This window comes from Citricoccus sp. I39-566, from assembly GCF_031432995.1.
GTDB lineage: Bacteria > Actinomycetota > Actinomycetes > Actinomycetales > Micrococcaceae > Citricoccus > Citricoccus nitrophenolicus_A.
This window is the reverse complement of record NZ_CP133842.1, coordinates 2,014,347-2,040,269: the sequence shown is the minus strand read 5'-3', so window position 1 is coordinate 2,040,269 and position 25,923 is coordinate 2,014,347. Positions and strand designations below refer to the sequence as shown.

21 protein-coding genes are annotated in these 25,923 nt (G+C 73.1%); 2 read left to right on the top strand and 19 right to left on the bottom strand.

From position 1 onward, the window contains the following. Positions 1 to 8: 8 nt before the first annotated feature. The 7 genes from RE421_RS09340 to RE421_RS09310 form a co-directional block, all read right to left on the bottom strand. Positions 9 to 632, bottom strand: a complete 624-nt coding sequence (locus RE421_RS09340; RefSeq protein WP_309809068.1) for an acyltransferase — start codon at positions 630 to 632, stop codon at positions 9 to 11. Position 633: 1 nt separating this feature from the next. Beyond that, the gene (locus RE421_RS09335) at positions 634 to 1,947 is read right to left on the bottom strand and encodes a nucleotide sugar dehydrogenase (RefSeq protein ID WP_309809066.1); all 1,314 of its coding nucleotides are present in this window, start codon (positions 1,945 to 1,947) and stop codon (positions 634 to 636) included. Between the two features lie 146 nt (positions 1,948 to 2,093). Then, complete coding sequence (locus tag RE421_RS09330) at positions 2,094 to 4,331, bottom strand: glycosyltransferase (RefSeq protein ID WP_309809064.1); 2,238 nt, start codon at positions 4,329 to 4,331, stop codon at positions 2,094 to 2,096. Beyond that, entirely contained in the window at positions 4,328 to 5,131 is an 804-nt protein-coding gene (locus tag RE421_RS09325; protein WP_309809062.1) for a hypothetical protein, read from the bottom strand. Before RE421_RS09325 ends, RE421_RS09330 begins: the two co-directional genes overlap by 4 nt. 114 nt (positions 5,132 to 5,245) lie before the next feature. Continuing rightward, on the bottom strand, positions 5,246 to 7,033 hold the full coding sequence (locus tag RE421_RS09320) for a glycosyltransferase family 4 protein (RefSeq protein ID WP_309809060.1): 1,788 nt from the start codon (positions 7,031 to 7,033) through the stop codon (positions 5,246 to 5,248). Continuing rightward, entirely contained in the window at positions 7,030 to 9,732 is a 2,703-nt protein-coding gene (locus RE421_RS09315; protein WP_309809058.1) for a hypothetical protein, read from the bottom strand. The genes RE421_RS09320 and RE421_RS09315 overlap by 4 nt, the downstream gene beginning before the upstream one ends. Next, the gene (locus tag RE421_RS09310; RefSeq protein WP_309809057.1) at positions 9,729 to 10,502 is read right to left on the bottom strand and encodes a hypothetical protein; all 774 of its coding nucleotides are present in this window, start codon (positions 10,500 to 10,502) and stop codon (positions 9,729 to 9,731) included. Before RE421_RS09310 ends, RE421_RS09315 begins: the two co-directional genes overlap by 4 nt. Before the next feature lie 207 nt (positions 10,503 to 10,709). Here RE421_RS09310 and RE421_RS09305 point away from each other — a divergent pair, with 207 nt between their 5' ends. Beyond that, positions 10,710 to 12,818: a polysaccharide pyruvyl transferase family protein gene (locus RE421_RS09305; RefSeq protein WP_309809055.1), complete on the top strand. Its 2,109-nt coding sequence runs from the start codon at positions 10,710 to 10,712 to the stop codon at positions 12,816 to 12,818. Between the two features lie 34 nt (positions 12,819 to 12,852). On the opposite strand, the gene wecC is transcribed toward RE421_RS09305, so the two are convergent. The 9 genes from wecC to coaD form a co-directional block, all read right to left on the bottom strand. Continuing rightward, positions 12,853 to 14,112, bottom strand: a complete 1,260-nt coding sequence (gene wecC / locus RE421_RS09300) for a UDP-N-acetyl-D-mannosamine dehydrogenase (RefSeq protein ID WP_309809053.1) — start codon at positions 14,110 to 14,112, stop codon at positions 12,853 to 12,855. Between the two features lie 112 nt (positions 14,113 to 14,224). Then, complete coding sequence (locus RE421_RS09295; protein ID WP_309809051.1) at positions 14,225 to 15,463, bottom strand: glycosyltransferase family 4 protein; 1,239 nt, start codon at positions 15,461 to 15,463, stop codon at positions 14,225 to 14,227. A 3-nt stretch (positions 15,464 to 15,466) separates the two neighbouring features. After that, a complete protein-coding gene (locus RE421_RS09290) occupies positions 15,467 to 16,699 on the bottom strand; it encodes an LCP family protein (protein ID WP_309809050.1) in 1,233 nt (410 codons plus the stop codon). Positions 16,700 to 16,743: 44 nt separating this feature from the next. After that, on the bottom strand, positions 16,744 to 17,658 hold the full coding sequence (gene mutM / locus RE421_RS09285; RefSeq protein ID WP_309809048.1) for a bifunctional DNA-formamidopyrimidine glycosylase/DNA-(apurinic or apyrimidinic site) lyase: 915 nt from the start codon (positions 17,656 to 17,658) through the stop codon (positions 16,744 to 16,746). Then, positions 17,651 to 18,373 (bottom strand): ribonuclease III, encoded by a 723-nt coding sequence (gene rnc, locus RE421_RS09280; protein WP_396134479.1) that lies wholly within the window; start codon positions 18,371 to 18,373, stop codon positions 17,651 to 17,653. The genes mutM and rnc overlap by 8 nt, the downstream gene beginning before the upstream one ends. 1 nt (position 18,374) lies before the next feature. Next, the gene (gene rpmF, locus RE421_RS09275; RefSeq protein WP_309809043.1) at positions 18,375 to 18,578 is read right to left on the bottom strand and encodes a 50S ribosomal protein L32; all 204 of its coding nucleotides are present in this window, start codon (positions 18,576 to 18,578) and stop codon (positions 18,375 to 18,377) included. A 2-nt stretch (positions 18,579 to 18,580) separates the two neighbouring features. Beyond that, positions 18,581 to 19,189, bottom strand: coding sequence for a YceD family protein (locus RE421_RS09270; RefSeq protein WP_309809041.1), 609 nt, complete (start codon positions 19,187 to 19,189; stop codon positions 18,581 to 18,583). Between the two features lie 164 nt (positions 19,190 to 19,353). Beyond that, positions 19,354 to 20,265: a UTP--glucose-1-phosphate uridylyltransferase GalU gene (gene galU, locus RE421_RS09265; RefSeq protein ID WP_309809038.1), complete on the bottom strand. Its 912-nt coding sequence runs from the start codon at positions 20,263 to 20,265 to the stop codon at positions 19,354 to 19,356. A gap of 29 nt (positions 20,266 to 20,294) precedes the next feature. Continuing rightward, positions 20,295 to 20,765 carry a pantetheine-phosphate adenylyltransferase gene (gene coaD / locus RE421_RS09260; protein WP_309809034.1) on the bottom strand — a complete coding sequence of 157 codons (471 nt, stop codon included), beginning with the start codon at positions 20,763 to 20,765 and terminating at the stop codon, positions 20,295 to 20,297. Between the two features lie 24 nt (positions 20,766 to 20,789). Here coaD and RE421_RS09255 point away from each other — a divergent pair, with 24 nt between their 5' ends. Then, positions 20,790 to 21,992 (top strand): aminotransferase class I/II-fold pyridoxal phosphate-dependent enzyme, encoded by a 1,203-nt coding sequence (locus RE421_RS09255; RefSeq protein WP_309809031.1) that lies wholly within the window; start codon positions 20,790 to 20,792, stop codon positions 21,990 to 21,992. Here RE421_RS09255 and rsmD read toward each other — a convergent pair. Genes rsmD through RE421_RS09240 form a run of 3 tightly spaced genes read right to left on the bottom strand, consistent with a single transcriptional unit; the run spans position 21,960 to position 25,913 of the window. After that, the gene (rsmD, locus tag RE421_RS09250; protein WP_309809027.1) at positions 21,960 to 22,574 is read right to left on the bottom strand and encodes a 16S rRNA (guanine(966)-N(2))-methyltransferase RsmD; all 615 of its coding nucleotides are present in this window, start codon (positions 22,572 to 22,574) and stop codon (positions 21,960 to 21,962) included. The two genes, RE421_RS09255 and rsmD, sit on opposite strands and share 33 nt — an antisense overlap. 10 nt (positions 22,575 to 22,584) lie before the next feature. After that, positions 22,585 to 24,789 carry an ATP-dependent DNA helicase RecG gene (locus tag RE421_RS09245; RefSeq protein ID WP_309809025.1) on the bottom strand — a complete coding sequence of 735 codons (2,205 nt, stop codon included), beginning with the start codon at positions 24,787 to 24,789 and terminating at the stop codon, positions 22,585 to 22,587. Beyond that, positions 24,786 to 25,913 carry a DAK2 domain-containing protein gene (locus RE421_RS09240; protein ID WP_309809024.1) on the bottom strand — a complete coding sequence of 376 codons (1,128 nt, stop codon included), beginning with the start codon at positions 25,911 to 25,913 and terminating at the stop codon, positions 24,786 to 24,788. Before RE421_RS09240 ends, RE421_RS09245 begins: the two co-directional genes overlap by 4 nt. Positions 25,914 to 25,923 lie beyond the last annotated feature (10 nt).

Here is a 25,923-nt window from a genome sequence, read left to right as displayed (position 1 = left end):
GGTGTCCGTCACTCTCCTTCCAGGGCCACGAGGACGTCACCCTGCTCGCGATACGTCTCCCCGGAATCGGGGCACACCAGGAGGGTGCCGTCCGTCTCCGAGGGGATCAGTTTGTGCCCCGTGGTGCCGACCCAGCCGATGCGGCGGGCCGGGACGCCTGCCATCAGGGCATGGTCCGGCACGTCCCGGGTGACGACGGCGCCGGCGGCCACCAGGGCCCAGGCCCCGATCGTCACAGGGGCGACGCAGACCGACCGGGCGCCGATCGCCGCCCCGCGGCCGATCACGACGCCGACGGCCTCCCAGTCGGAGGCCGACTTCTGGGACCCGTCCACGTTGATGGCCCGGGGGTAGGTGTCGTTGGTCAGCACGACGGCCGGGCCGATGAAGACCCCGTCGGCCAGCCGCGCCGGCTCGTACACCAGCGCGTAGTTCTGGATCTTGCACCGGTCGCCGATGCTGACGCCGGTGCCGACATAGGCGCCGCGGCCGACGATGCACTCCTCGCCCAGCGTCGCCTGCTCACGGACCTGGGCCAGGTGCCAGATCTTCGAGCCCCGCCCGATCGTCGCCTCGGCTGAGACGTCGGCGGAGTCGGCGACCGTGTATTCCCGGTCCGTTCCCTCCGTCATCTCAGGCCTCGTTCGCGGTGGACGCGGGAAGGCCGATCACCCGTCGGGTCACGGCGGACCAGCGGTCCGGATCGGTGATGTTGCGGCCGTCCACCAGCGTACGCACGCCGGGCAGGTCCTCGGCCGAGAGTCCGCGGTAGTCCGCGTGGTCGGTCTGGATGATCGCGGCGTCCACGGACTGTCCCCACGGGTAGGGGGTGAATCCCAGCTGGGTGAGTTCCTCATCGCTGTACAGCGGGTCGTGCACGGTCACCTCGGCTCCGGCGTCCCTCAGCGAGCGGACGGTGGCGAAGACCCCCGAGAAGGCCGTCTCCTTCACGCCGCCCCGGTAGGCGGCGCCCAGGACGACCACCCGCTGTCCGGCCAGCGAGCCATGGGCCCCGGCCAGCATGCCCACCGCGTAGTCCGGCATGCCGGCGTTCACGGCGCGGGCGGTGCGGACGATGTCCGCCTGCGGGTCGTTCCACAGGTACAGGCGCGGGTAGACCGGGATGCAGTGCCCGCCGACGGCGATGCCGGGCCGGTGGATGTGGCTGTACGGCTGGGAGTTCGAGGCCTCGATGACCCGGTAGATGTCGATGCCGTTGTCCCCGGCATAGCGGGCGAACTCGTTCGCCAGGCCGATGTTGACGTCCCGGTAGGTGGTCTCGGCCAGCTTGGCCATCTCGGCCGCCTCGGCGCTACCCAGGTCCCACACCCCGTTGGCCCGGGCCAGGTCCTCGCGGTCGTCGAAGTCCAGGACGGCTTCATAGAACTCGCGGGCGCGCTCCGCACCGGCGGCGTCGAGGCCGCCGATGAGCTTCGGGTACTTTCGCAGATCCGCGAAGACGCGGCCCGTCAGGACCCGCTCGGGCGAGAAGACGAGGTGGAAGTCCTGGCCCTCGGTCAGCCCGGAGCCCTCCTCGAGCATGGGCTTCCATCGCGTGCGGGTGGTCCCCACGGGCAGGGTGGTCTCGAAGGAGACCAGCGTTCCCGGGGTCAGGTGCCGGGCCAGTTCGCGCGTGGCGGCGTCCATCCAGCCGAAGTCCGGTCGGGCCTCGTCGTCCACGAACAGCGGTACCACCAGCACGACGGCGTCCGCCCCCGGGATGGCGTCCGCGTAGTCGGTCGTGGCCCGCAGGGTCCCGTCCGCCACGGAGGCGGCCAGCTTCTCCTGCAGCTGGTCCTCCCCGGGGAAGGGTTCCCGGCCGGCGTTGACCAGCTGGACGACCTGCTCGTTGACGTCGACGCCGACGACCTGGTGGCCCTTGCCGGCGAACTGGACAGCCAGCGGGAGCCCGATCTTTCCCAGGGCCACAACAGCGATCTTGAGCACGGTTCATTCATCCTTCGGTCGACGTCGACGACCACGGTCGCAGAGCGCGCTTCGGTGGTCCGGCCAGAGGTCAGCCTAACACCGGCCAACCCGCCGGACGGGGAGCCTCCCCGCGCCTTCGGGGCTGCCCGCCGCCATGATCCCCGTCACGTGATCCGGGTCTTCAGGCCGCCGAAGAGGACCCGCTGCCACGCCGCGGCCACGGACCTCTCGTCGAACCCGGACACCCGCTCGCGGGCCACCCGACCCCGCGCCGCCCGCCTCTCGGGGTCCGCGTCGGTCTGAAGGATCAGCCGCGCGGCGGCGGCGGTGTCCTCCACCACGAAGTCGTCGCCGAAGATGTCACGGGCGCCGGGTCGGTCCCACAGCACCGGCAGCGCCCCGGAGGCCATCCCCTCGGCGGGGGCCAGGTGGAAGCTCTCCACGGTGCTCGGCGAGAGCACCCAGCCGATCTTGCGCAGCCAGCCGGCCATGTCCGCCCCGAAGGGCTCGAACGCCACGGCGTGACGCACCGGATCGGCGCCCAGCCGGGCGAAGAGGTCCATGTAGGCCTCCCGCTGGACCGGCTTGCGCCACTCGTGCGGGTACTCCCAGGGCATCCGTCCACGGATGTGCAGGGTGTACCGCGGGTCGGTGCGGTGGAGCTCGCGGAGCAGGTCGACCGCACGGTCCAGGCGCTTGCGCAGCGGCACCATGCCGACGAGGCCGAGGCGGTGGCTGCGCCCCGGCAGGCCCGGACGGTCCAGGTCCGCCACGCTCACGGCGTTGGGGATGACCGAGACGAGTTCTGGATCCGCTCCCAGGTGCCCGACCACCAGCTCACGGTAGTGCTCCGAGACCGTCACGAGGTGGTCCACGGCATCGGTGTCCAGGTCCTTCAGCCACCCGCCGCGCAGCTCGAACATGTGCAGCCGGACCACCAGCCGCTGCCCGGCCCGCTTGTGCCGGGCGTACCAGACCGCGTTGGGTCCGGCCCACTCGCACATCACGACGTCGGCCCAGTCGACGTGGCGCTGTGAGGCCGCCTCGTCGTGGTGGTGCAGGGCGGACCAGTGGTCCAGTCTCAGCTCGACGTCAGGGTCGTGGTGGAGCAGGTCGACGAGTTCCCCGGCGAACTTCAGGTCGTGGCCGGCGACGACGACGCGCACGGGCCGGGATCGCCGGCCCCGGGCGGGCCGGGACAGCCCGATCCGGTCCAGCCACCGCTTCAGGACCTCGGCCCGGGCCGTCATCCGGTAGGGTCCCGCCACGGCCTGGACGCGGGCGGAGAGCTGTGGCAGGCGATCACGGGCGGCGGCGATGATCCGGGCGATCTCCTCCGGGCCGTCGCCCAGTCCGTCCACGAACAGGGGATAGTCGGCGCCGAACAGCTCCTCGTGGGCCGCGGTGCGGTTCACGAGGGGCGGGACGCCGTGGGCGCTGCTCTCCAGGACCTTGGTGGACAGCTCCAGGCTCAGGTCCAGCTCCTCGTCCCGCCACCCCAGGGAGATGTCCGCCCCGGCGGTCACGTCCAGCGCGGCCGCCCGGTCCAACGCCCCTAGCCATTCCACGCCGGGGCGGGGGGTCTGGGTGATCTCACGCATCCGGTCCGCCCACGCGGGGTGGTCCGGATCGTGCTGGACCTTGTCCCCCACCATGGTCAGTTCCGCCGCCACGCCCAGCTCCCGCAGGTGCCCCACGATCTCGGGCATCAGGTCCGTTCGCCAGCGACGCGCGAACTTGCCCGTGTACACCAGCCGCACGGGGCTGTCCGGCAGCGGCGCCGCAGGGGATGCGGCGGGCGAGGTGGCCGAGGCGGGCGCGGCGGGCACGGCGTCCGGCACCATCGGCGAGAGCACCACCGTCCGGCCGGCCGCGGCCGGGACCATGGCCTCCAGTACCGCCCGGGCCTGTTCCGTCTGGGCGAGCATGAGCCGGCTGGCCTCGGCGACCTCGCCCAGCTGCGACCAGGGCTCGGGCTGGTCCGCTGCCGTGCCCTGCGGGTAGCCGAACTCGGTCACGTAGGACCAGAGCCTTCCGGCGAAGGCGCCCCGTCGGGCGACCTGGCGGCAGATGCGGATGCCCCGGACCATGACCACGTCATAGGGTTCCCGCCTGTCCAGCTCCTGCAGGGCGTCCGCCGCCCGCATCGGGTCCAGGGCGTGGCGTCCCCGCGGCGGGTGCGCCGTCCGCACGGTCACGCCCGGCAGGCTGCGCAGGGCTCCGGACAGCAGGGTCCGGTCCTCGACCGCCTTGAGCTGCACGTCCACCTGGGCCCCGGCCAGGGACCAGGTCTCGGCCATGGACGTCAGCCACACGGCCGAGCCGTCGATGATGTTCAGGTCCACGTCCCCGTAGAGCAGCACCCTGACGGCCTGCTCGCCTCCGGTGTCGATGTCGATCATCCGGCGGCCTCCTGGATGCGCGAGGTGTCGAGGTGATCGAGGGGGTCCAGGCCTCTCAGTAGGTCCACCACTCCGGTGGGCGCGGCGCCCGGGTCCTCGGTGATGTGCTCTGCCGGGGGGGCCGTTCCGGGCCGCACGGTCTGGACGCCTCGGTCCCGCCGCAGGGCCGCGGCCCCCAGCCGGAACCGGTCCGGGCCGCGATCCACCAGCCATGCCGTCCGGCCGAGGAGGCGGGCCTGGCCCAGGGCATCCTGCAGTTCCCGGTAGAGGGCCACCCCCTCCGCGTCCAGCGCACCGGACCAGACGCCGGTCATCCCGGCCAGGTCGACCACGACGACCTCACCGCGTTCGACCGCGGCGCGGGCCGTGCCGGGCAGGAGAGCGTGGACCACATGGCCGGCCGATTCCAGCCGGGTCACCAGGTCGGCCGCTGCGAGGGCCGCGATGCCGCGGCCACCCCCCTCGGGGCGGGGCGTCGGGCCGCCCAGCAGGGCCCGATCGAGCCGGAGCGCGGACTCCGGATCCTGGGTCGCCATCGCCATCGCCGCGGCGCGGCCGGTGGTCGTGGCGGGGCGGCCGGACGCCGGCCGGCGCCCGGGGGCCAGCCCCAGCGGATCCACCGCGGGGGCGGCGTCCTGACTCGCCCGGGCGGTGACGGTCAGTCCCAGGGCCTGCCGCACCCGCCGGGCCAGCGGCTCCGGTAGGTGGCGGCCCACCCGGCGGGTCGCGCCCCGCAGGGTCCGGCGAACCGGTCTGCCGACCCGGGCGGCCAGGGCCCGTGCCCTGCTGTCAACGCTCATGTCCTGCTCTCCTCCGCCGCTACTCCGCGAGTTTGGTCCGCCCGTCCGGTCCGCCCGTCTGATCCGCGGGCCGGGACCCGTCGCCATCCCGGGGCGCCCCGGCCGGGGTCCACCCTACGCCGGGGCGACACCCAGGCGGCGGTACCCCGCCAGGTATCGTTCGGCGTTGCCGCTCCACGTCCTGGTGTCCAGAGCCCAGCGGCGCCCGGACGCTCCGAGCGTCCGGGCTCGTCCGGGATCGTCGATCAGTTCCTGGAGCGCTGCGGTCAGGGAGTCGAGGTCCTCGGGCCGGAAGAGGACGCCGGTCACGCCGTCCTGGACGAGCTCAGCCAGCGCCGGTAGGTCCGAGGCGACCACGGGGCGGCCCACAGCGGAGGCCTCCACCGACTTCATGGGCGTCACCGTCCGGGTGACGGACAGGTCCTTGCGGGGCACCACGAACACGTCCAGCGCCGCGTGGTTCAGCCGCGCCTCGGCGCGGGGGATGCGCCCGGGGAAGGAACACCGGTCCTCGATGCCCAGCTGCCGGGCCAGCACCTTCAGTCCGGGCAGGGCCACCCCGTCCCCGGCGATCCTCAGGCGCAGTCCGGGGTGTCGCGGCGCGAGGGCCGCCGTGGCGCGCACGAGCAGGTCCAGGCCCTCGTAGTCCACGATGCTGGACACCGTGCCGATGACGGTGTGCCCGGGGTCCAAGCCGAGGGCTGCCCGCGCCTCGTCCCGCGTCGGCGGCTCCTGAAGGAATTCATTCCCCACCGCGTTGGGGCAGATGACCAGCTTCTCCGGGTCGACGCCCGCCTCCACGAGGGCGGCGCGCATGCCCTCGCCGAGGGTGACCACCAGGTCCGCGCCGCGGGCCACCTCGGCCTCCCGTGCCACGAATTCCCGGTACCGCTGGGAGGTCCGGGCGTCCGGCCCGCGGGTGGCGGCCCAGGTGTCCGCCAATTGTCCCCGGACCTCGTACACCCACGGGATCCCGGCCGACTCGGCGACGGACCTGGTCACCAGCCCGTTGGTGAAGTGCGTCGTGGTGTGGAGGAGGGCGGGACGCAGGCGGCGGACGTGGTCCTGGAGGAGCTCCGCGTGCTGGTCGAGCCGCTCGCTCAGTCCCTGTCCCATCCGATACGGCAGCAGCCGGGCGTAGTCCACCGTGTCCACGGTGTCCCGGCGGGCCGCCCAGGGGATCCCCACCTGGACGGGATACCCGGGGCGGGTGACCGCCGAGACGTCCAGTCCGGCCTGCTGCAGGGAGCGGAGGATCGAGTGACTCCGTTGCGCGTAGCCGCTGGAGGTGTGGGGCAGCGAGTTGGTCAGCACGTGGAGCACTCGGCCCGGCACCGGCTCGATCGACGCGGTCGAGGTGAGCCGCGGGCGGTGACCGGTGAACCCGGCCAGCTCCCCGGCGGCCCGGCGGGCCAGGGCCCGGTTGCGGGGGTGTTGTGCGGCCAAGCCGGCCGCGCCGGACAGGTCCCCCCGATGGGCGGCCACCCGGGATGAGGCGGCGAACCAGGCGGCGCGGCGCTCCGCCGGATCCACGCCGGCCAGGACGGACTCGGCCCGGTCGTCGTCGGACAGTCCGAGGGCGGCGTCGGCCCGGTACGGGGCGGTCCGGGGCCGGGTGCCCCGGCCGGGTCGCTCCAGGGCCCGCCAGGCGGCGGCGCGGTCCCCTCGGATCTCCTGCCCGATGGCCTCGAGCACCTCCGCGCCGCACCGCCCGGACGCGATCAGCGCGGCCGACAGCGGGCGGGTCACGGCGGCCGGCAGTCGCCGGGAGACCTGCAGCGCCAGTAGCACCGGGTCGTCGACGATGTGCTCACGCACCGTCTGGGCGGTCAACGCGAGGTTGCGCAGCCACGGGACCGACCGGGGGGTGTGGCCGCGGCGGGTGGCGTCGGGAGGGGTCACTGGTCCTGCTCTCTGGGATGGTCGGGAGTCCTCGGCTGCAGCGCGTCCAGGCCTGCCGCCGGCACCGGCAGCAGGTGGACGGCGAGGGTCCGGGACGGCACGGCCTCGTGACGTCGCCTGCCCCGATGGGCCTGCAGCCGGACCCGCACGCGGGACACCCCGTGCATTCGGTGGTTCCGGTCACCGAGCACCTCCACGCACAACGGTCCGCGGGCGGGGTCAGGAGCCCCCGTGACGACGACCTCCACGGCCCCGGCGGAGCCCGCGGCAAAGCGCACCTCGGCCACCGTGCGTTCGCCCTCCAGGACCCGGAGGCCCTGCACCAGCTCCGGCCCGGCGAACCGGAGGGTCAAGGACAGGTACTCCCCGTCCGCGCACGTCGTTTCGGCGGCGCCGAGCGGATAGCGCCGGTTCAGGTGCATCAGGCGGTCCGCCCCGTCGGTGAGCGCGGTGTCCGGCCGACTCCCGGCCGTTTCATCGGCGTCGTCGGGTGCGGTGGTGGAGGCGGCGAGCCGGGTCGCGGCCCGGTCGAACCAATCGGACAGCTGCCGGCGGGCATCCAGACGGTGGCGTCGACGCTCCATCCCGGTCAGCCCGGTCAGTCCGGTCAGCCCGGTCAGTCCGGTCAGTGCCTCCGGTGCCCCCGGTCCCTCAGGAGGCGCCACCGAGGCGCGCCGTGCGAGCTTCCTCGACGCCTCCCCGGCGGTCGCGACCTTGGTCAGCCAGGTCCCCCACGGGTCCTGGTCGGCGATGGCGCGGTGGCGCGTGGTCAGCAGCGTCGGGCTGGCGCACACCGCGTACGGCGTCACGGGCGGATGGGACTGGCGCCGTCCCGAGCCCATCGGTTGGAGGTAGACCACCGGACGGGCCAGCGCCGCGGCCAGGTCCTGAGTCCGGGACCCGGCGAGCTCGTCACCGCTGAGCTCCCGGTGCGGACCGGGAAGGCCCTCGAGCACGGCGTCGGTCGCGGGATCGTCCCCGGCGCGGACGACGGTGAGGCCGTCCGGCCCGTCCTGTCGTCGGTCCTTCCGCCCGTCCTGCGGGCCGTCCAGCTGGCGCACGGACTCCAGGAAGGCGGATTCCACCACCCCCGGCGTCTGCAGGACGTGGTCCACCCCTTGGAGCAGCGCCACCCGGTCCACGGGCGCCGCGCCCACTCGCACCACCAGGTCGATCTCCGCGACGTCCTCGCGGGTGAGCCGCTCCTCCGTCACGAGGCACACGGTGGCGATCCCCGCCGCGCGCAGCACGGACGCGTCGTCCGCCGTCAGCCCGATGCCGTCGGCCACCACCAGGAGGCGGACCGGGCGTCCCCTGAGCACCGTCAGGAGCGTGCGCGCATCGAGTACCGCCGCGAAGGCCGAGCCTGCCGGTGCCGGCCGGGTGCCGTCCTCCTCGGGTCCCCTGCCGGCTGCGAGCCGGCCCCAGGCCTCGAGTTCCCGCCGGATCACGTCGGTGGGGCCGAAGCGCCGCAGCGGCTGGCGATGCACCAGGACGACATCCTCGGTGCCTGCCATGCCGGAGTCTCCCGTGCCGGGGTCTCTCTGGGCCTCCCTTCGCAGGCCGGTGCCCGCGGCGCTGGGCTCGGCGGTGGTCTCCGCCAGCACCACCGGAGCCGGCCGGGGGGCGGCGACCGGGCCGGCGTCGGGCCTGCCGTCGAACTGCAGGAACCACACGGTGCGGTCGGCGGCGTCCAGCGAGCGCCAGGCGTCGTCGCGCATCAGGGATTCCAGGGCCAGGACGCGGGCTCCGGCGCTGAAGGACCGGTCGAACCGGTCGAGGGTGCGCGAGCTCAGTTCCGGCAGCCGGCCGGAGGCCAGCACCTCGCCCACCCATCGGTCGGCCTCCTGGATGCTCCCGCGCACCTCGAGCTCGGGATATGCCGAGCTGTGCGGGGCCCCCGGCACGACGCTGACGGTGGGAAGCCCCATGGCGGCGTACTGGATGACGCGGCTGGGCAGGTCGAAGTAGCCGAGCTCGTCCAGCCCGGGGAACCAGGTCGGCTGCCCGCGGTGGTCCCGGAAGAACTGCGGGATGTTAAGCGCGACCTGGGCCCGGCGGGCGGCATCGGCCACCTCGGCCTCGGAGTCCAGGAATCCGCCACCCAGTCCGGCGGGATCGGGCCCCACCCGCCCGTAGATGGTCACGGGATGGCCCATGGCGGCGAGCTGGTCGTAGCGCGCCCGGCGCACCGGCCCCGTCACGTTGCCCAGGAACAGGACCGTGGTCTCCGGCTCGAGCTGGCCGTAGACGGCCGGAAAGGCCACATGGTCCGTCCAGAAGGGGAAGTTCACGCCCGTCGGACGTCCGAAGCGTCGTTCGTAGAAGCGCAGGACCTCCTCGTTGCCGCAGTGCAGGACCAGGTCGTAGAGCTCGACGACGGGCCCGTAGGAGTGCTCGAAGAGGACCGGGTCATCCGACAGCCAGGCCGCCAGGACGGCGCCCGTACCGCGCAGGGCCTGCAGGACGGGGTACGGCGCCGAGGCCGGGCGGAACACCAGCACGAGGTCCGGCCGGAAGTCGGCGATCCGGTCCAGGTGCGGCCCGACGACCGGCCGGAGCTCGCCCGGGTCCCGGAACAGGTAGCCGGAGCCGAAGCGGCCCGTGCTGTAGACCTCGTGGCCGGCGGAGAGCAGGGCACGCTGCAGGGAGGCGGCGACATGCGTCTCCTGGATGCCGTCGTAGAGCACGACCCTCATGGCCGGTCTCCCCCGTTCGGCTCGATGCCGCGCTCGAAGGTGACGGTGTGCGGTCCGGTGACCGTAGGCAACAGCAGTCCCGACGCGGTCCGACTCACCGTGGCGGCCCGGAGGGCGAGTCGGCCCGGGACCCGGCTGAATCCCACGACCGGGACGTCGGCTCGGAGCCAGCGGAGGAAGCCAGTCCACGCCTCCCGGTCCATCGGGGCGAGGTCGAAGAGGTCCACGTCGATCAGGACCGCACCCACGGCGTGCGGCGCCGCCGACGGCAGCAGGGCCTCGGCCGGGGTTCCCGGTTCGAGGTCCACCACCTCGAAGGAGGCCCCGGAGTCGTCCGCGCCGAGGATCGACTCGGCGTCACGTCCGCCCATGAGCAGGCAGCTCACACCCTCGCGTCGCCGCCCGTGCAGACCCTGCCAGGCCCGCAGGGCGGGGACGTCCCGGAGGCCGTCGACCTCCCCGGCCAGGGTCCGGAGGCCGTCCTGCACCGGCTCGAGGGAGGTCTGCAGCAACCGCTCCATCCCGCCCCGCCACGCTTCGTCGGCCGCGAGCTGCTGGCGGCGTGCCCGACCGAGGTTCGACGAGAGCGTGGTCAGAGCGCGGTGGGATGACCTGGCCGTCCAGACCAGAGAGGTCGCCACGCCCAGCAGCCCGCAGGCCAGGAGCACCGAGGCCGGGCGTGGCGCGTCGAGGGCGAAGAGCGGTACAGAGGCCGCCATCAGGAGCAATCCCAGCGCCGGCAGGACGCCCCGGACTCGGCTCTTCCTCATGGTGTCGGCAGACCTTCCATCCTGGGTTCTGGCACGCACCGCCCGGAGGGTGCATCACAGCGACTATATCGGTTCACCGAACCCCTCAGGTCGTCCGGGGAACCCCTGGACTTGCTGCTAGGTTGTTCACTGGCCGGACCGGATCCCGGCGTCCGCGTCGTGCGCGCGGACCGGGGCCGCGGCGAGTGGGGAGAGCGAGGGCGCCAGATGAGTCACGGGTCGATCGAGGAGATCCGCCGCGCCCTGCGCACGGCCCCCGTCGAGGCCTCGTCCCGGCATCGCGTCCTGGTCCTCCGCCACGGCGGTTCTCCCGGGTCGGCCCGGGACCTGGGCGTCCTCCAAGCCCTCCACCTGCTCGGCCACACCGTCTTCGACCTCGACACCGGCCTCCACCCGGAGTGCATCGTCTCCGGCGGGGAGCGGGGCACGGCACCCGGTGAGGAGCCGGGCCCGGAGCGCTTCAGTCATGAGCCGGTCTCGGCGGTGTTCCAGCGCTTCGCGCCGGAGCTCGTCCTGCTGACCGGCCCGGGCTGGGCGCCGACCGCGGCCACCGCCGCGTACCTGGCCGACGCGGGGATCCCCGCCGTCTCCCTGGCTCCGGACACCGAGGCCGGCCACCCCGGACTGCGGCACCTCCCCCTGGGCCCAGCCTTCTCCCGCGCCGATCTCCTGCGCGACCCCCTGCCCTCCCCCGCCTCGGTCGTGGAGGTGCTGCGCGGCGGGCACCCGGACCCCCGGGGGGCCCGGCCCTGCGAGCAGATCGCCTGGGTGGAGGAGCTCACGGCGCTCGCCGACGGTGCCACCTGGCAGGAGGGGACGGCCGCCCGGGTCGTGGACCACCTGGCTTCCCACCACCTCGACGAACACGGTCTCGAGGTGGCCTTCGAGACGTTGCGCTCGGAGGGGCTGCTGCGGCACACCGGGGCTCCACGCCCCCGCACGGTGCTGTTCTCGGGGTACTACGGTGCTGGCAACCGGGGCGACGAGCTGCTCCTGGACACCCTCCTCGGCCACCTCCAGGCCACGCTGCCCGGCTTCCACCCGGTGGTCGCCGGCTCGAAGCCCGCCGTCGTGGAACGCGAGCACGGTGCCCAGGCCCTGGCCCGCGCGAACCTCGACGCCGGGGAGGCATACGCCGCGCGGGCCTCCTCGCTGGTCCTGGGCCCGGGGGGCCACTGGCACGACTACTCGATCCACCTGGCGGGCGGGGCGGCCGGAACCTTCCGGGCCGCCCATGTCTCCCCTGCCCACATGGCCCAGCTTCCGCTGCTCGTGGCCGCCTACGGCGGCGCGGTCCATGTCCGGGGCATGGGGGTGGGGCCCCTGGCCGACAGTGCAGCGCGGGCGGCGGTCAACCTGACGGGCCGGCTGGCCCGGACCGTCACCGTGCGCGACCAGGAGTCGGCGCGGTTGCTGGAGCCCTTGTCCCCCCCGTGGCCGGCCGAGGTCGAGGTGTCACCCGATGTGGTCTACGGGCTGTCCCTGCCCGCCCCGCCCGCTGCGGCTGCGCGGGAGGGCCGCCCCCGCCGGTACCTCGCCGTGAACCTCCGTCCCTGGACGGACCGTCCCGAACAGCGCCGACGCCTGCAGCAGGCCATCATCGACGTGGCCGCCGACCACGGCCTCGCCCTCGTCGGCGTCCCGATGCAGTCGACCGACGAACCGGAGCTCCGGGACCTGGCCGAAACCGCCGCGTCCTCCGAGGCGGACGTGGCTGTGGAGGTCGTGCCGGCCGGACTCCCGCTGGCGGACTTCCTGGAGGTCCTGCGCGGCGCCGAGGCGCTCGTGTCCATGCGGCTGCACGCCAATCTGCTGATGCACCGGCTACGCCGGCCGGCCCTGGGCCTCGTCTACGACCCCAAGGTGGGCTCCCACTTCGCCGAACTCGGCCGCGGGGAGTTCGCCCTGGACCTGGACGCCCCGTCGTCGCTGCTCCGGGACACGCTGGAGCGCCTCGTAGGGGAACCGGACCTGCCCCGGGCGTCCCGCGCCGCCGTCGCCCGCCTGGAGGAGCGGGCCCGCCGGGAGTTGGACCGGCTCAGTGAGGCGCTGGCCTCGGATCCGCTGCGGATCCCGGACCCGGGGTGGGTCCAGTACCTGCCGCCTCCGGCCAAGAAATCCGCGACGTCGACGAAGTCCCCACAGTCCACGCCGACGCAGGCCCCCGCCACCACCGCCGCGCCCGTGAACCCGGACACGCCCGCAGCAGCCGGGCCGCGGTCGCCCGCACCCGCGGGCCGTCCGACCGCCGGACGGCCGGCCTGGCGGCGAGCCCTCCGCCGCGTCTACCGGGGCGTGAGGCGGCGGCTGGGCTGACCGCCGCGTGGCGCGCCGGAGGAGGCGCGTGGGCTCAGAGGATGCGCTGGTCGCGCCACTGCCCGCGGGTGTCCACCAGGTGCTTGCCCGCGGCGAGGGACTTGAGCCCGGCGAAGGCAGAGTGGTCCACCAGCAGCACGATGATGTCGGCGCGCTCGATGGCCGCCTCGGGGGAGACCAGTTCCACGTGGTCCATCCCGGTCAGCACGGCCGGCAGTTCCGCCACGTGGGGTTCCACGGCCAGGATGGTGCTGCCGGTGAACTGCCGGGCCATGGACGCGGTGATGTTCAGCGCCGGGGACTCGCGCAGGTCGTCGATGTTCGGCTTGAACGCCAGCCCCAGGGCCGCCACCACGGGGGCCCGGCCGGTGGCCTGCTGCACGTCGAACGCCTTGGCCTTGACCTGGTCGATCACCCACTGCGGCTTGGAGTCGTTGATCTCCCGGGCGCTGCGGATGATCCGCGCCGCGTCCGGGGCCGCGTCCACGATGAACCACGGGTCCACGGCGATGCAGTGCCCGCCCACGCCCGGGCCCGGCTGCAGCACGTTGACCCGCGGGTGGTGGTTGGCCAGCTCGATCAGCTCCCAGACGTCGATGTCCAGTTCCTGGCAGATCATCGACAGCTCATTGGCGAAGGCGATGTTCACGTCCCGGAACGAGTTCTCCACGAGCTTGGCCATCTCCGCGGTCCGCAGGTTGGTCAGCAGGATCTCGCCCTGGCAGAAGGTCTCGTACAGCCCCTTCGCCGCCTCCGCGGCGGCTCGGGAGGATCCACCCACGATCCGGTCGTTGGTGACCAGCTCGGTCATCACCTTGCCCGGCAGCACCCGCTCGGGACAGTGCGCGAACAGTAGGGTCCCCGCCTCGGCCAGGTCCGGGCGGACCTCGTGGATCACCGCGGCCATCCGCTCGGTGGCCCCGGGGGGCGAGGTGGACTCCAGGATCACCAACTCGCTGCCCCGCAGCTGCGGGGCCAGGCTCCGGCCGGCCGCCTCGATGTAGGACAGGTCCGGGGACTTGTCCTCGTGGAACGGTGTCGGCACCGCCACGATGTACGCGTCCGCGACCGGGGTGTCGGTCGAGGCCGTCAGCAGGCCCTCGGACACGGCTCGGCCCACGTACCGGTCCAGGTCCGGCTCCACGAACGGCACCGTCCCGGCATTGACCGCATCGACCGTCACCTGGTTGACGTCCACCCCGTGGACGCGCAGGCCGTGGCCCGCGAGGATGGCCGCCGTCGGCAGCCCGATGTAACCCAGGCCGATCACGGCAACGCTGGAGATGTCAGTCATGGAGAAGGTCCTTTAGTCGGGGGTTGCCTCCGGGCCGTCGGCCTGTCCAGGAGGCCGAGGGGGATCACGGCGATCGGTGGCAGGACAAGGCCGCGACAGCAGGCAGATCCGGTCAGTGGCGATTATAGGCGTCTGCCCTGCCGGCATGACGCAGCACGGTGTCCCGGGCACGTTCCACGAACCGCCGGCCCAGGTGGGGCAGGTCCGCGTGGAGGGCCACCCAGTCCCGGCCGCGGCCGCCCACGGCGGTGCTCTCCGGTTCACGCGCCAGCCGGCGCCACAGGTCGGCCAGGCTCTCGGGATCGGCGGCCACCAGCGTGGCGGCTCCCGAGTCCTCGAGGATCCTGGCGGCCTCGCCCGTGACGATCCCCGTGACGTGCCGGCCCACCGCCAGCAGCTCGTACGTCTTCGAGGGAACGGTCCACTCGAAACTGGGCCAGTCCGGACGCAACGTCACCAGGCAGGTGTCCGCCCACGCATACTGGTCCCGCAGTTCCGCCCCGTGCACCGGTTCGAGCATCTGCGCCGGCGCCCCGAGCGAGTCGTTCAGCGCGGCCAGGGCCGCCCGCCGGGTACCGGCGCCCACGAGGCGCACCTCGATGTCCTCAGGACCGTCCCGCACCAGGGCGGCGGCCCGGATGACCGTCTCCAGGCCTTGGCTCTCTCCGTGGTTGCCCAGGTAGAGCACATTCAGGGACCCGGCGGTACGTGCTCGCCCCGGGACAACGGGGATCTCGGCGAGGGGTACTCCGTTGCCCACCACGTCGACCCGGGGGATCCCGCGTTCGCCGAGGCGTTCGGCGAACCCTTCCGTCACGGTCACGACCAGATCGGCGGCGCGCTGGGTGCCGGTGACCAGGGACTCCATGAGCCGGCTCAGCAGGCCGGTGGAGACCTTCGAATCACGGGCCAGGTCCGGCCAGGCGTCCCGCATCTCCACGATGAGGGGCACCCGGCGGAGCCGGGAGAGGGTCCAACCGGCTACGACCGTGGGCAGGGCCGGGACGGTGATGACGATCAGGTCCGGCCGACAGGCCCGCAGGCCCACGGGGATCGCCGCCACGGCGTGGACGATGTGCCCGAGGAACCTGCCGTCACGCGTTCCGCGCAGGGCCGGCCACCGCAGGGTCCGGTGAATCCGCTCGCCCCGCGGGCCCCAGGCGTCCGTCGCGCCGGCGGCGGCGTGCGGGACGGACCGTCCCGCGCCGGGGACGTGTCCCGGGTCAGCGGGGGGTGCCACGATGTCCACGTCCCAGCCCTCCGCGCGGAAGGCCTCCACGAAGGCGGTCCACCGCCGTTGTGGCGGAGTGCGCTCCGGCAGGTAGGAATGGGTGATCAGCTGGACCCGCATGGCCTAGGCTCCCGCGCAGGCGGCGGGGGTCTGGGTGGATGCACTCCCGGACGGGGAGGAGCCGGGGCCGGAGGCGGACGGGCCGTCCGTCGCCGGATCGGTCGCCGGGTCTGAGGCTGGGTCTGAGGGCGGTTCTGACGCTGCATCGGATGCCGCATCGGACGGCGCGCCGGAGGCCGAGGCGGAGATCCCCGGCTCGGAGTCCTGGGCGTTGTCCGGGGCCAGGTAGTCGCCCAGCCGGTCCCGCTGGAGGGCCTGGCGCAGCTCGGCCAGGGCCTCCTCGTCCTGGAGCACGATCGAGGCCCCGCCCGGGCCCTCGGCCGGCGGGCCGTGCGGGATGGTGAAGGTCTCGATGTCTCCGGAGCGGATCCCGTTCAGCTGCAGTCCGTACCCGGCGATCGTCGCGGCGTCGAGGCCCTCGTCCACGGAGATGAAGGGCACGATGCTGTTGACGACATCCATCACCCGCTGGGGGTTGGCCAGCGTGTCCACCGTGAGGATCTGGTCCACCATGGCGGACACGAAGCGTTGCTGGTTGGCCACCCGCTCGAAGTCGCCCCCCAGGAAGGCCTTGCGTTCGCGGACGTACCGCAGGGCATCGGAGCCCTGGAGCAGGATCTCGCCCTGCGGGTAGTAGGACGGGTTCACCTGGCCCGAGGAGAAGGCCTCCGGGTTGCACACCTCCACGCCGCCGAGCGCCTGCGTCAATCCGTTGAAGCCCTCGAAGTCGATGACCGCCAGGTGGTCCACGTTCACGCCCAGCAGGTTCTCCACCGTGGCGGTCACGAGGGGGTAACCGCCCAGTCCGAGCGCGGAGTTGACCTTGCGCTCCCCCTCGCCGGGGATCTCGACCCAGAGGTCGCGCACAATCGACATCACGAAGACGTTCTGCCGGTCCTCGGGGATGTGCACCAACATCATGGTGTCCGAGCGTTCGCCGTCCTCGCCCTTGTTCTGCGCCGTGTCCATGCCCTCGCCCCGCGAGTCAGAGCCCATCACCAGCACATTGAGGGCGTCGTCCGTGGTGGCCTCCGAGGTGGCGATGCCGGCGTCCACGGTCTGCCGCTTGTCGTTGAACGTCGAGGCGATGGACCCCACGTACACCGCCACGAGGGCCAGCACGACGACCAGCAGCGCCGCCACCACGATGAAGGCGTTGCGGACGGTGTGGCGCTTCCGCCGGACCTGGCCGCGGGAACGGCGCGGCAGGTACTCGTGGTGATCGGTGTGCGACAAAGGGGTTCCCATCCATGCAGAAAGTTCCTGACCATCCTAGACCGCTACCAGCGGGCACGCCGTGGCACCGGCTGGCACTGGGGGCAGTACGCCGAGGAGCGGTTCATGAACCGGTCCTTGACGATCACCGTGTCCCGTCCCTGCGCCGCGCACCGCGGACACGGCCGACCGGCCTGCCCATAGACGTTGAGGGACCGGTCGAAGTACCCGGACTCGCCGTTGACGTTGACGTAGAGGGCGTCGAAGCTGGTCCCGCCCTGGACCAGGGCGTCCTCCATCACATCCTGCACAGCGGCCAGCAGCCGAGCGGACTCGCCCCGGTTCAGCGTCTCCGTGGGCCGGGCATAGTGCAGCCGGGCCCGCCAGAGGGCCTCGTCCGCATAGATGTTGCCGATGCCGGACACCAGCGTCTGGTCCAGCAGCGCCCGCTTGAGCCCGGTCTTCCGGGACCGCAGCCGCCCGTGGACCGCGTCCGCGTCGAAGTGGGGGTCCAGCGGGTCGCGGGCGATGTGCGCCACGGAGGCCGGCAGGAGTTGCTCCGGACGGTCGACGGACGGCACGAGAGGGTCCAGGAACAGCCCGCCGAAGAGGCGCTGGTCCACGAACCGCAGTTCCAGGGCGGGGGCGTCCCAGGTTTTCAGGTCCTCCAGCAAAACCCGGATCCGCAGGTGCCGCTGCGACGGGTCCGAGGGGCCGCTGACGAGCAGCTGTCCGCTCATCCCCAGGTGGGCGACGAGGGCCGTGTCCCCGGGGTCGACCAGGGGCACCCACAGGTACTTCCCGCGGCGCTCGGGAGCCGCCAGGCGGCGGCCGGTGAGCTGGGCCTCGAAAGCCGCCGCGCCGCCGTCGTGCCGGCGGGTGGACCGGGCGTCCAGGACCTCGACGCCGGAGACCGGACGGCCCGCCGCCCAGCGCTCCAGGCCCCGGCGCACCACCTCCACCTCGGGAAGCTCAGGCACGGTGCGATGATCCGGCCACCGCGGCGGCCGCCCTCACCTCGTCCCAGGACCGGGCCGCGGCCTGGCGCTCCGCCTCCTTCTTCGACGGGCCCGTGCCCGTGGAGTAGGTGACGGAGCCGATGACGAGGGTGGCGGTGAAGACCTTGTCATGGTCCGGGCCGGCGGACTCCATCCGGTACTGGACCACACCGAGGCCGCCGTTGGCGGCCGCCTCCTGGATGTAGGTCTTCCAGTCCGTGCCGGCGCCCATGGCCAGCTTGTCCTCCAGCAGGGGCACCACGAGGCGATGCACCAGGTCATGGGCCGCGGCCAGCCCGTGGTCCATGTAGGTGGCGCCGATGAGCGACTCCATGGTGTCGGCCAGGATGGAGTCCTTGTCCGCGCCGCGGGTGCGCCGTTCGCCCTCGCCCAGCAGGACGGCCGGTCCCACGCCGATGGAACGGGCCACGGAGGCCAACGCCCGCGTGGAGACGACGGCGGCACGCATCTTGGCCAGGTCCCCCTCGGACCGATCGGGATACGTGCGGTAGAGGTGGTCCGTCACCACGAAGCCGAGGATGGAGTCGCCGAGGAACTCGAGGCGCTCGTTCGTGGGCAGTCCGCCGTGTTCATAGGCGTAGGACCGGTGCGTCAGGGCAAGGACAAGCGTCTCGGGGTCAATGGTGACCCCGAGACGCTGGTGCAGGTCTTCAGTTGACTGAGGCGCCACGGGCACCTCAGGCGTCAGCGACCTTGCGGCCCTTGTATTCCAGGAACATCGGCGTACCGGCGGAATCGGTCACGACCTGGGCCTGATGCGGCAGGCGGTAGGTGACGCGGCCGTTTTCCACGGACTTCACCAGCGGGGGCACGGTGGCCTTCCACTGGGAGCGGCGGGCACGGGTGTTGGAACGGGACATCTTCCGCTTCGGGACTGCCACGGCTATCTCTCTTCTGTCTCGTCGGATGAGGTCTTCGGTTCCGGCCCGGCGGTGCCGGACTCGGAGGTCTTCGTCAGTGCGGCCAGGGCCGCCCAGCGGGGATCCAGCTGTTCATGGACGTGGTCTTCGCCAGCGTCCTCCAGGCGGATGCCGCAGTCGGCGCACAGTCCCTGACAGTCCGGCCGGCAGACCGGCTGGAAGGGCAGGGCGGTGACCACGGCGTCCCGGAGCACGGGCTCCAGGTCCACGGTCTCCTGCACCACCAGGCGCTCTTCGTCGCTCCCACCCTCCGGGGCGGCCGCGAGGAACAGCTCCTGCAGGTCCACGGTGATACCGTCCTGAATCGGGTCCAGGCACCGACTGCACTCCCCCACCAGTTCGGCGTGAGCCTCACCGGTGACCAGAATGCCCTCGTGGACCGCTTCCAGGCGCAACTCGACGTCCACGGCCGAACCGGCCGGGATGCCGATGAGCGGCGTGGACAGTGCCTCAGGGGCTGACCACTGCTCCTCCAGGGTCCGCATGGACCCCGGGCTGCGCACCAGGTCCCGGACGGAGACCACCCATGCTCCCGCCGCACCGGCTGCGGTGGGGGACGATGACGCGGACATCAGCATTCCTTCCTCAGCGGACAGTGGTGGCGGTGTGGATCCCCTCGTCCGGCCTGCGCCGAATGCTGGGATCCGGGCAGGGCAGAACCCGCAGGACCGACTCACCAGTCTAACGGCTGATGCCCCGCGGGCCAAATGACCCGCCGCGCGGGGCGGGGTGCCGCTCAGAGGCCGGCGGCGAAGTCCTTCAGCCAGGGCCGCAGGCCCGGACCGAGGTCCTCCCGTGCGCTGGCCAGCTCGATGACGGCCTTGAGGTAGCTGAGCTTGTCACCGGTGTCATAGCGCTTGCCACTGAACACGACGGCATGCACGCCGAACCCCTCCCCCTCGCCCTGGGCCAGGACCTGGAGGGCATCGGTCAGCTGGATCTCGTTGCCGCGGCCGGGCCCGGTGCGCGCCAGGACGTCGAACACCACGGGATCCAGGACATAGCGGCCGATGACCGCCAGGTTGGACGGCGCCTTCTCCGCGGACGGCTTCTCCACCAGGCCGGTGACGCGCACGACGTCCTCGGCGTCCCCCGGCACCGTGGCGACCTCGGCCACGCCGTAGGAGGAGATGTTCTCCCGCGGGACCTCCATCAGCGCGATCACGGAACCGCCCTTCTGCTGCTGGACGTCGATCATGCGCTCGAGCAGGTCGTCCCGCGCGTCGATCAGGTCGTCGCCGAGCAGCACCGCGAAGGGCTCCCGGCCCACATGCTGCTGGGCGCACAGCACGGCGTGGCCCAGTCCCTTGGGGTCGATCTGGCGGAAGTAGTGGATGTTGCCGAGGTTGGTGGCCTCCTGGATCTTGTCCAGCTTGCCGAAGTCGCCCTTCAGCTCCAGGCTCCGTTCCAGCGCGGGCACCCGGTCGAAGTGGTCCTCCAGGGCCCGCTTGCTGCGGCCGGTGATCATCAGCAGGTCGTCGAGCCCGGCGGCCTTGGCCTCGGCCACCACGTACTGGATGGCCGGCTTGTCCACCACCGGGAGCATCTCCTTGGGCATGGCCTTGGTGGCGGGCAGGAACCGGGTCCCCAATCCGGCGGCGGGGATGACGGCCTTCTGGGTGCGGGGCCTCTGCGAACGTTCAGTCATGGGTGCAGGATAACCGGTCGGGGCGGCCGTCAGGACTCGTGGAGTCGGCGCATGACGGCCCGCGGGACGAACTCGGAGACGTCCCCGCCGAGTTGGCTCACTTCCTTGATGAGCGTGGAGGACAGGTGCGCGTACCGCCCATCCGTGGGCAGGAACACCGTCTCCACCCCGGTCAGGTGCCGGTTCATCGCGGCCATGGGCATCTCGTACTCGAAGTCCGCGGTGTTGCGCAGTCCCTTGATGATCGCGTTGGCCCCCGCCTTGCGGCAGAACTCGGCGAGCAGCCCATCCCCCATCGGCACCACCGAGATGCCCTGCAGGGAGGAGACGGTCTCCCGGATCATCTCGATCCGGGTGTCCACGTCGAAGCGGTACTTCTTCGTGTAATTGGTGGAGACCGCCACGATGACGTCGTCGAAGAGGTTCGTGGCCCGCGCGATCACCTCCACGTGACCGTTGTGTAAGGGGTCGAAGGATCCGGGGCAGACGGCTCGGCGCATGCCTACGAACATACTATGGAGCCCATGCCCGCCGCACCACAGCCCTCCCGCCCCCGCGTCACACCGCTCTACCCGCCCAACGTCTTCGAGAAGATGACCCGCCTGGCCGCACGGCACGGCGCGGTCAACCTGGGCCAGGGATTCCCGGACACCGACGGCCCGCGGTGGATCCGTGCCCTGGCCGCCGAGGCCATCCTGGAAGGACACGCCAATCAGTACGCGTCCGGCCGCGGCGACCCCGCACTGCGCCGCGCCGTGGCCGGCCACCAGCGCCGTCACCACGGCCTCGAGATCGATCCGGACCGGGAGGCGCTGGTGACCACGGGGGCCACGGAGGGTATCGCGGCCGCCCTGCTGGCCCTGGTGCAGCCCGGGGACGAGGTGGTGGCCTTCGAACCCTTCTACGACTCCTACGCGGCGATCACCGCCCGGACCGGGGCCCGCTTCGTGACCGTCCCCCTGCCGGCGCCGGACTTCCTGCCGGACCCTGCCGCCCTGGAGGCGGCGATCACCCCGCGAACCCGGCTCCTGCTGCTGAACACACCCCACAATCCCACGGGCGCCGTGGTCCCGGCGGGGATCCTCGCCCGGATCGTGGAGGTCTGCGCCCGGCACGACGTGCTGATCCTCAGCGACGAGGTCTACGAGCACCTGGTGTTCGACGGCGCGCACCGCCCCGCGGCCTCCGTGCCGGGCGGCTGGGACCGCACCCTGACAGTGTCCTCGGCCGGCAAGAGCTTCTCCCTGACGGGGTGGAAGATCGGCTGGGTCACCGGGCCGGCGGACCTGGTGGACGCCGTGTATTCGGTGAAGCAGTTCCTCACCTACTCCTCCGGGCCCGCCTACCAGCCGGCGGTCGCCCGCGCCCTGGAGGACGGGGACGGGTTCCTGGCCGGGCAGCGTGAGGCCTACCGCGCGGCCCGCGACGAGCTGGTGGCCGGGCTGCGGAGGGCCGGACTGGATCCGGTGGTGCCCGCCGCCGGGTACTTCACGGTGACGGACCTGTCCCCGCGCGGGGTGAGGGACGCCTCGGCCGCCGCCGCCGTGCTCGCGGAACGGGCCGGCGTCGTGGGCATCCCGGTGAGCGCCCTGTGCAGCCCGCCGGCGGCACCGGGTGAGGCGCCGCCGCTGGCGTCCTGGATGCGCTGGGCCTTCTGCAAGTCTCCGGCGGTCCTGGCCGAGGCGGTGGACCGGCTACAGCGGCTGCCCCGGGCCCTCGGCGGCTGACCCCGCGGGCGCGGCCGGCAGCCGGAGGCAGAAGTACAGCGTGGTCTCGCCGTAGTGGCGGGCCTCGAGCAGCTCGAGGCCCGCCGGCCAGTCGGGTTCGGCGGACCGCGAGGACCGCTCCAGCACCAGCAGTCCCTCCGGCGCCAGGACGGTCCCGATCCGCTCCAGTGTCCCCGTCAGCGCGGCGCCGGTGAGCGGATACGGCGGGTCGGCCAGGACGAGATCCCACGGGCCGGACCCCGCCGGGGAGTCCAGCACCCGGTCCACGTCCCCGGCGCTGACACCGACCACGGGCCGGCCGATCCGCTGGTTGACGGCGTCGGCGTTCCGCCGGCAGACGGCGGCGGCGCGCCGGTCCCGCTCCACGAGCAGCACGCGCCGGGCCCCCCGGCTGGCCGCCTCCCCGCCGAGGGCGCCGGACCCGGCGAAGAGATCGACGACGGCGGTGTCCTCCAGCCAGCCCCGGCTCGCCAGCCAGGAGAACAGGGCCTCCCGGGTCCGGTCCGTGGTGGGGCGCGTCGCGTCCCCGGGCACGGACTGCAGCTTCAGCCCCCCGGCGTGGCCGGCGATGATCCTCGGCATTCTCGGTCCCTCACCCCTTCTCGATGTAGTCGCCGGTGTCCTCGTGCCCGGCCTCCCAGGCCGCGACGGCCTCGGCCAGGGGCAGGTGGTCCAGCGTCCCGTCCGCGGCCAGGTGCGCCCCGATCCAGTCCGCGGCCAGCTCGATGAGGTCGGCGTGGCGCAACACCCTCAGGACCTTCAGCCGGCTGCCGCCGTGCTGGGTGGCCCCGAGCACGTCCCCCTCGCCGCGCTGCTGGACGTCCGCGCGGGCGATCTCGAGGCCGTCCTGGGTCCCCGCGAGCACCTCGAGCCGCTCGAGGGCGGGATGCCCGTCCTCGAGCCGCGTGGCCAGCAGGCAGATTGCCGGGGCCGTGCCCCGGCCGACCCGGCCCCTCAGCTGGTGCAGGGTGGACAGGCCGAAGGCGTCCGCGTCCAGCACGGCCATGACGGTGGCGTTGGGCACGTCCACGCCGACCTCCACCACGGTGGTGGACACCAGCACGTCCACCTCGCCGGCCACGAACCGGCCCATCGTCTCGGCCTGCGTCTGCTGGTCCTGGCGTCCGTGGAGCCCGGCCAGGCGCAATCCCCGCAGCGCCGGGATGGAGGCGAGGCGGGGCAGCATGTCCTGCACCGCGGCGGCGTCAGCGTCTCCCCGGCCACCCTGGCTTCCCTGGCCAGCCGGGTCCGACGGGTCGCCCGGCTCGATCTTCGGGCACACCACGAAGGCCTGGTGGCCGGCGGCGGCCTGTTCGGCGATGACCTCCCACACCCGGGCGATGATCCGCGGCCCGTGGGCCATCCGCGCCACGTGGGTGGCCACGGGTTGCCGTCCGGTGGGCAGCCCCGGCAGCAGGGTGAGGTCGAGGTCGCCGAAGACCGTCATGGCCACGGACCGCGGGATGGGGGTGGCACTCATCACGAGCAGGTGCGTGCCCGGATTGGCGCGGCGCAGCGATTCACGCTGGTCCACCCCGAAGCGGTGCTGCTCGTCCACCACGGCCAGGCCGAGGTCCGCGAACTGCACGGTCCCGCCGAACAGCGCGTGAGTGCCCACCACCAGGCCGGCCTGCCCGGAGGCGATCTTCAGCAGCGTCTCCCGCCGCTGGGCGGCGGTCAGGGACCCGGTCAGCAGGACCACCTCGGTGGACGGACCGTCCGGGGCGTCCAGCCGGCCGGCGTGGGCCAGCGGCCCCAGCATGGCCGTCAGCGAGCGGTGGTGCTGTGCGGCCAGTACCTCGGTGGGGGCCACGAGCGCCGCCTGGCCCCCGGCATCCACCACCTGGAGCATGGCCCGCAAGGCCACGAGGGTCTTGCCCGAGCCCACCTCGCCCTGCAGCAACCGGCTCATGGGCCGGTCCCGCGCCAGGTCCGCGGCGATCGCCGCCCCGGCGGAGACCTGGCCCGGCGTCAGCGTGAAGGGCAGCTGGGCGTCCAGGGCGGCCAGCAGGCCGTGCCCGACGGCGGGGCGCGCCACCGCGTCCGGCAGGGCCGCCGCGTGACGCCGCAGGGCCAAGGCGCCCTGCAGCACGAGGGCCTCCTGCAGGGCGAACCGGCGCTTGGCCCGCAGCGCGTCCGCCACGGCGGCCGGCCGGTGGATGTCCGCGTAGGCGGCGGTCAGGGACGGCAGGGGCACCCCGTCCGTGCTGGCCGCCTCGAGCAGCTCGGCCGGCACCGGATCGTCGAGCGGCTCCGGGCCCAGGGCATCCAGGACGGTGCCGATGCTGGCGCGCAGGACCCAGCTGGGGACCTTGGCCGTGGCGGGATAGAGGGGCACGGGGGCCAGGTCGTCCTGGCCCGGGTCCTCGGCGCCGTCCAGGACGGAGAAGTCAGGGTTGTTCAGGGTCAGGGCCCCGCGGTACAGGGCGGTCTTGCCGTGGAACATGGCCCGGTGGCCCGACTGCAGCCGGCGCAGCGCGTCGTGGCTGTTGAAGAAGGCCATGTCCAGGGTGGCCGGGCGGTCGGAGTCGTCGTCGGTGACCGTGACGTCCACGATGAACCCGCGCCGCGAGTGCATCTGCCGGCGCTCGACCGAGACGATACGGGCCACCACGGTGACCTGTTCGCCGACCGGCAGGGCGGTGATCGGGGTCAGCTCCCCCCGCTCGATCCAGCGGCGGGGGAAGTGCTGCAGCAGGTCGCCCACGGTGGTCAGGCCCAGCTCCCGGCTCAGGCGCTGGCCCGTGCGTCCGCCCAGCAGCCGTTCGACCGGCTGCAGGAGCGGGTCCGTGCTCATGCCGAGGCCCCCGGCCCCGCCACCTCTCCGTCCTGGCGGCCCTCGTCCTGACTGCTGCCGTCCTGACTGCTGCCGTCCTGCAGGGAGGTGACCACCAGGTTCTCGGGGGTGCCGGCCTTGCGCACGAGCGCCTCGGCGGCCTCGTGGTCGTCCACGTGGACGTGCAGCCGCCACCGCACCGCGCTGCCGGAGCCGTCCTCCCCGTGGTTCTCAGGGTCCCCGTGGCCAGGGGCCGTCGGGGAGCCCGGGCCCGCGGCGGGACCGTCTCCAGCCGAGCCCAGGGGACTCATGATGACGGAGTCCCCGATCTCGTTGAGCTCGAACCGTAGCGTCGCGGCGGTGAGCGGGTCCAGGTCGATGCTGCACATCAGCTCGTAGCCCACCGTGGACTCACGGTCGGTGTGGATGTGCGGGGCGGAGGCGGCGAAGCCGTGCAGCCCGTCCAGCAGACCCGGATCGATCCGGGTCCCCATGACGGTGGCCCGGAGGGAGTCCAGGATCAGCATCAGCCCCACACCGCCGGCGTCCACCACGTTCGCCTCGCTCAGGGCCGGCAGCTGGCCCTCGGTCTGGACCACGGCCTGCCACGTGGCATCCACCACGGCGTCCAGGGCGGCGCCGAGCTCGCGGCGGCTCATCACCTGGTCCTCCGGCTGGCCCTGCAGCCCGGCCGCATACTCACCCGCGGCCTGAGCCGCGGCGCCCAGGACTGACAGCATGGTCCCGTCCTGGGGATCGGACAGGGCGGCCCAGCAACTGGTCCGGGCCCGGTCCAGGGCGGCCGCCAGGGTGGGCGCCGCCAGCCGCTCGTGACCGTTGAGGGGTTCGGACATGCCGAGCAGCATCACGGCCAGCAGGGTTCCCGAGTTGCCCCGGGCCTGGTCCAGCGCGGCGCGGCCCGCCGTGGCCAGCAGCACGCCCACGTCCTCGGTGGCCGACTCGGCGACAGCGGCCCGCGCGGCGCGCACCGTCCCGTAGAGGTTGCTGCCGGTGTCACCGTCCGGGACCGGGAAGATGTTCATGGCATCCATCCGGTCCGAGGCATTGCCGACCACGGTCTCGGCCAGCTCCAGCCACTGGTGCACCCGGGAGGGGGCCCGCGGGGGTGTCTCGTGACTGGTCACGCCCGGCACC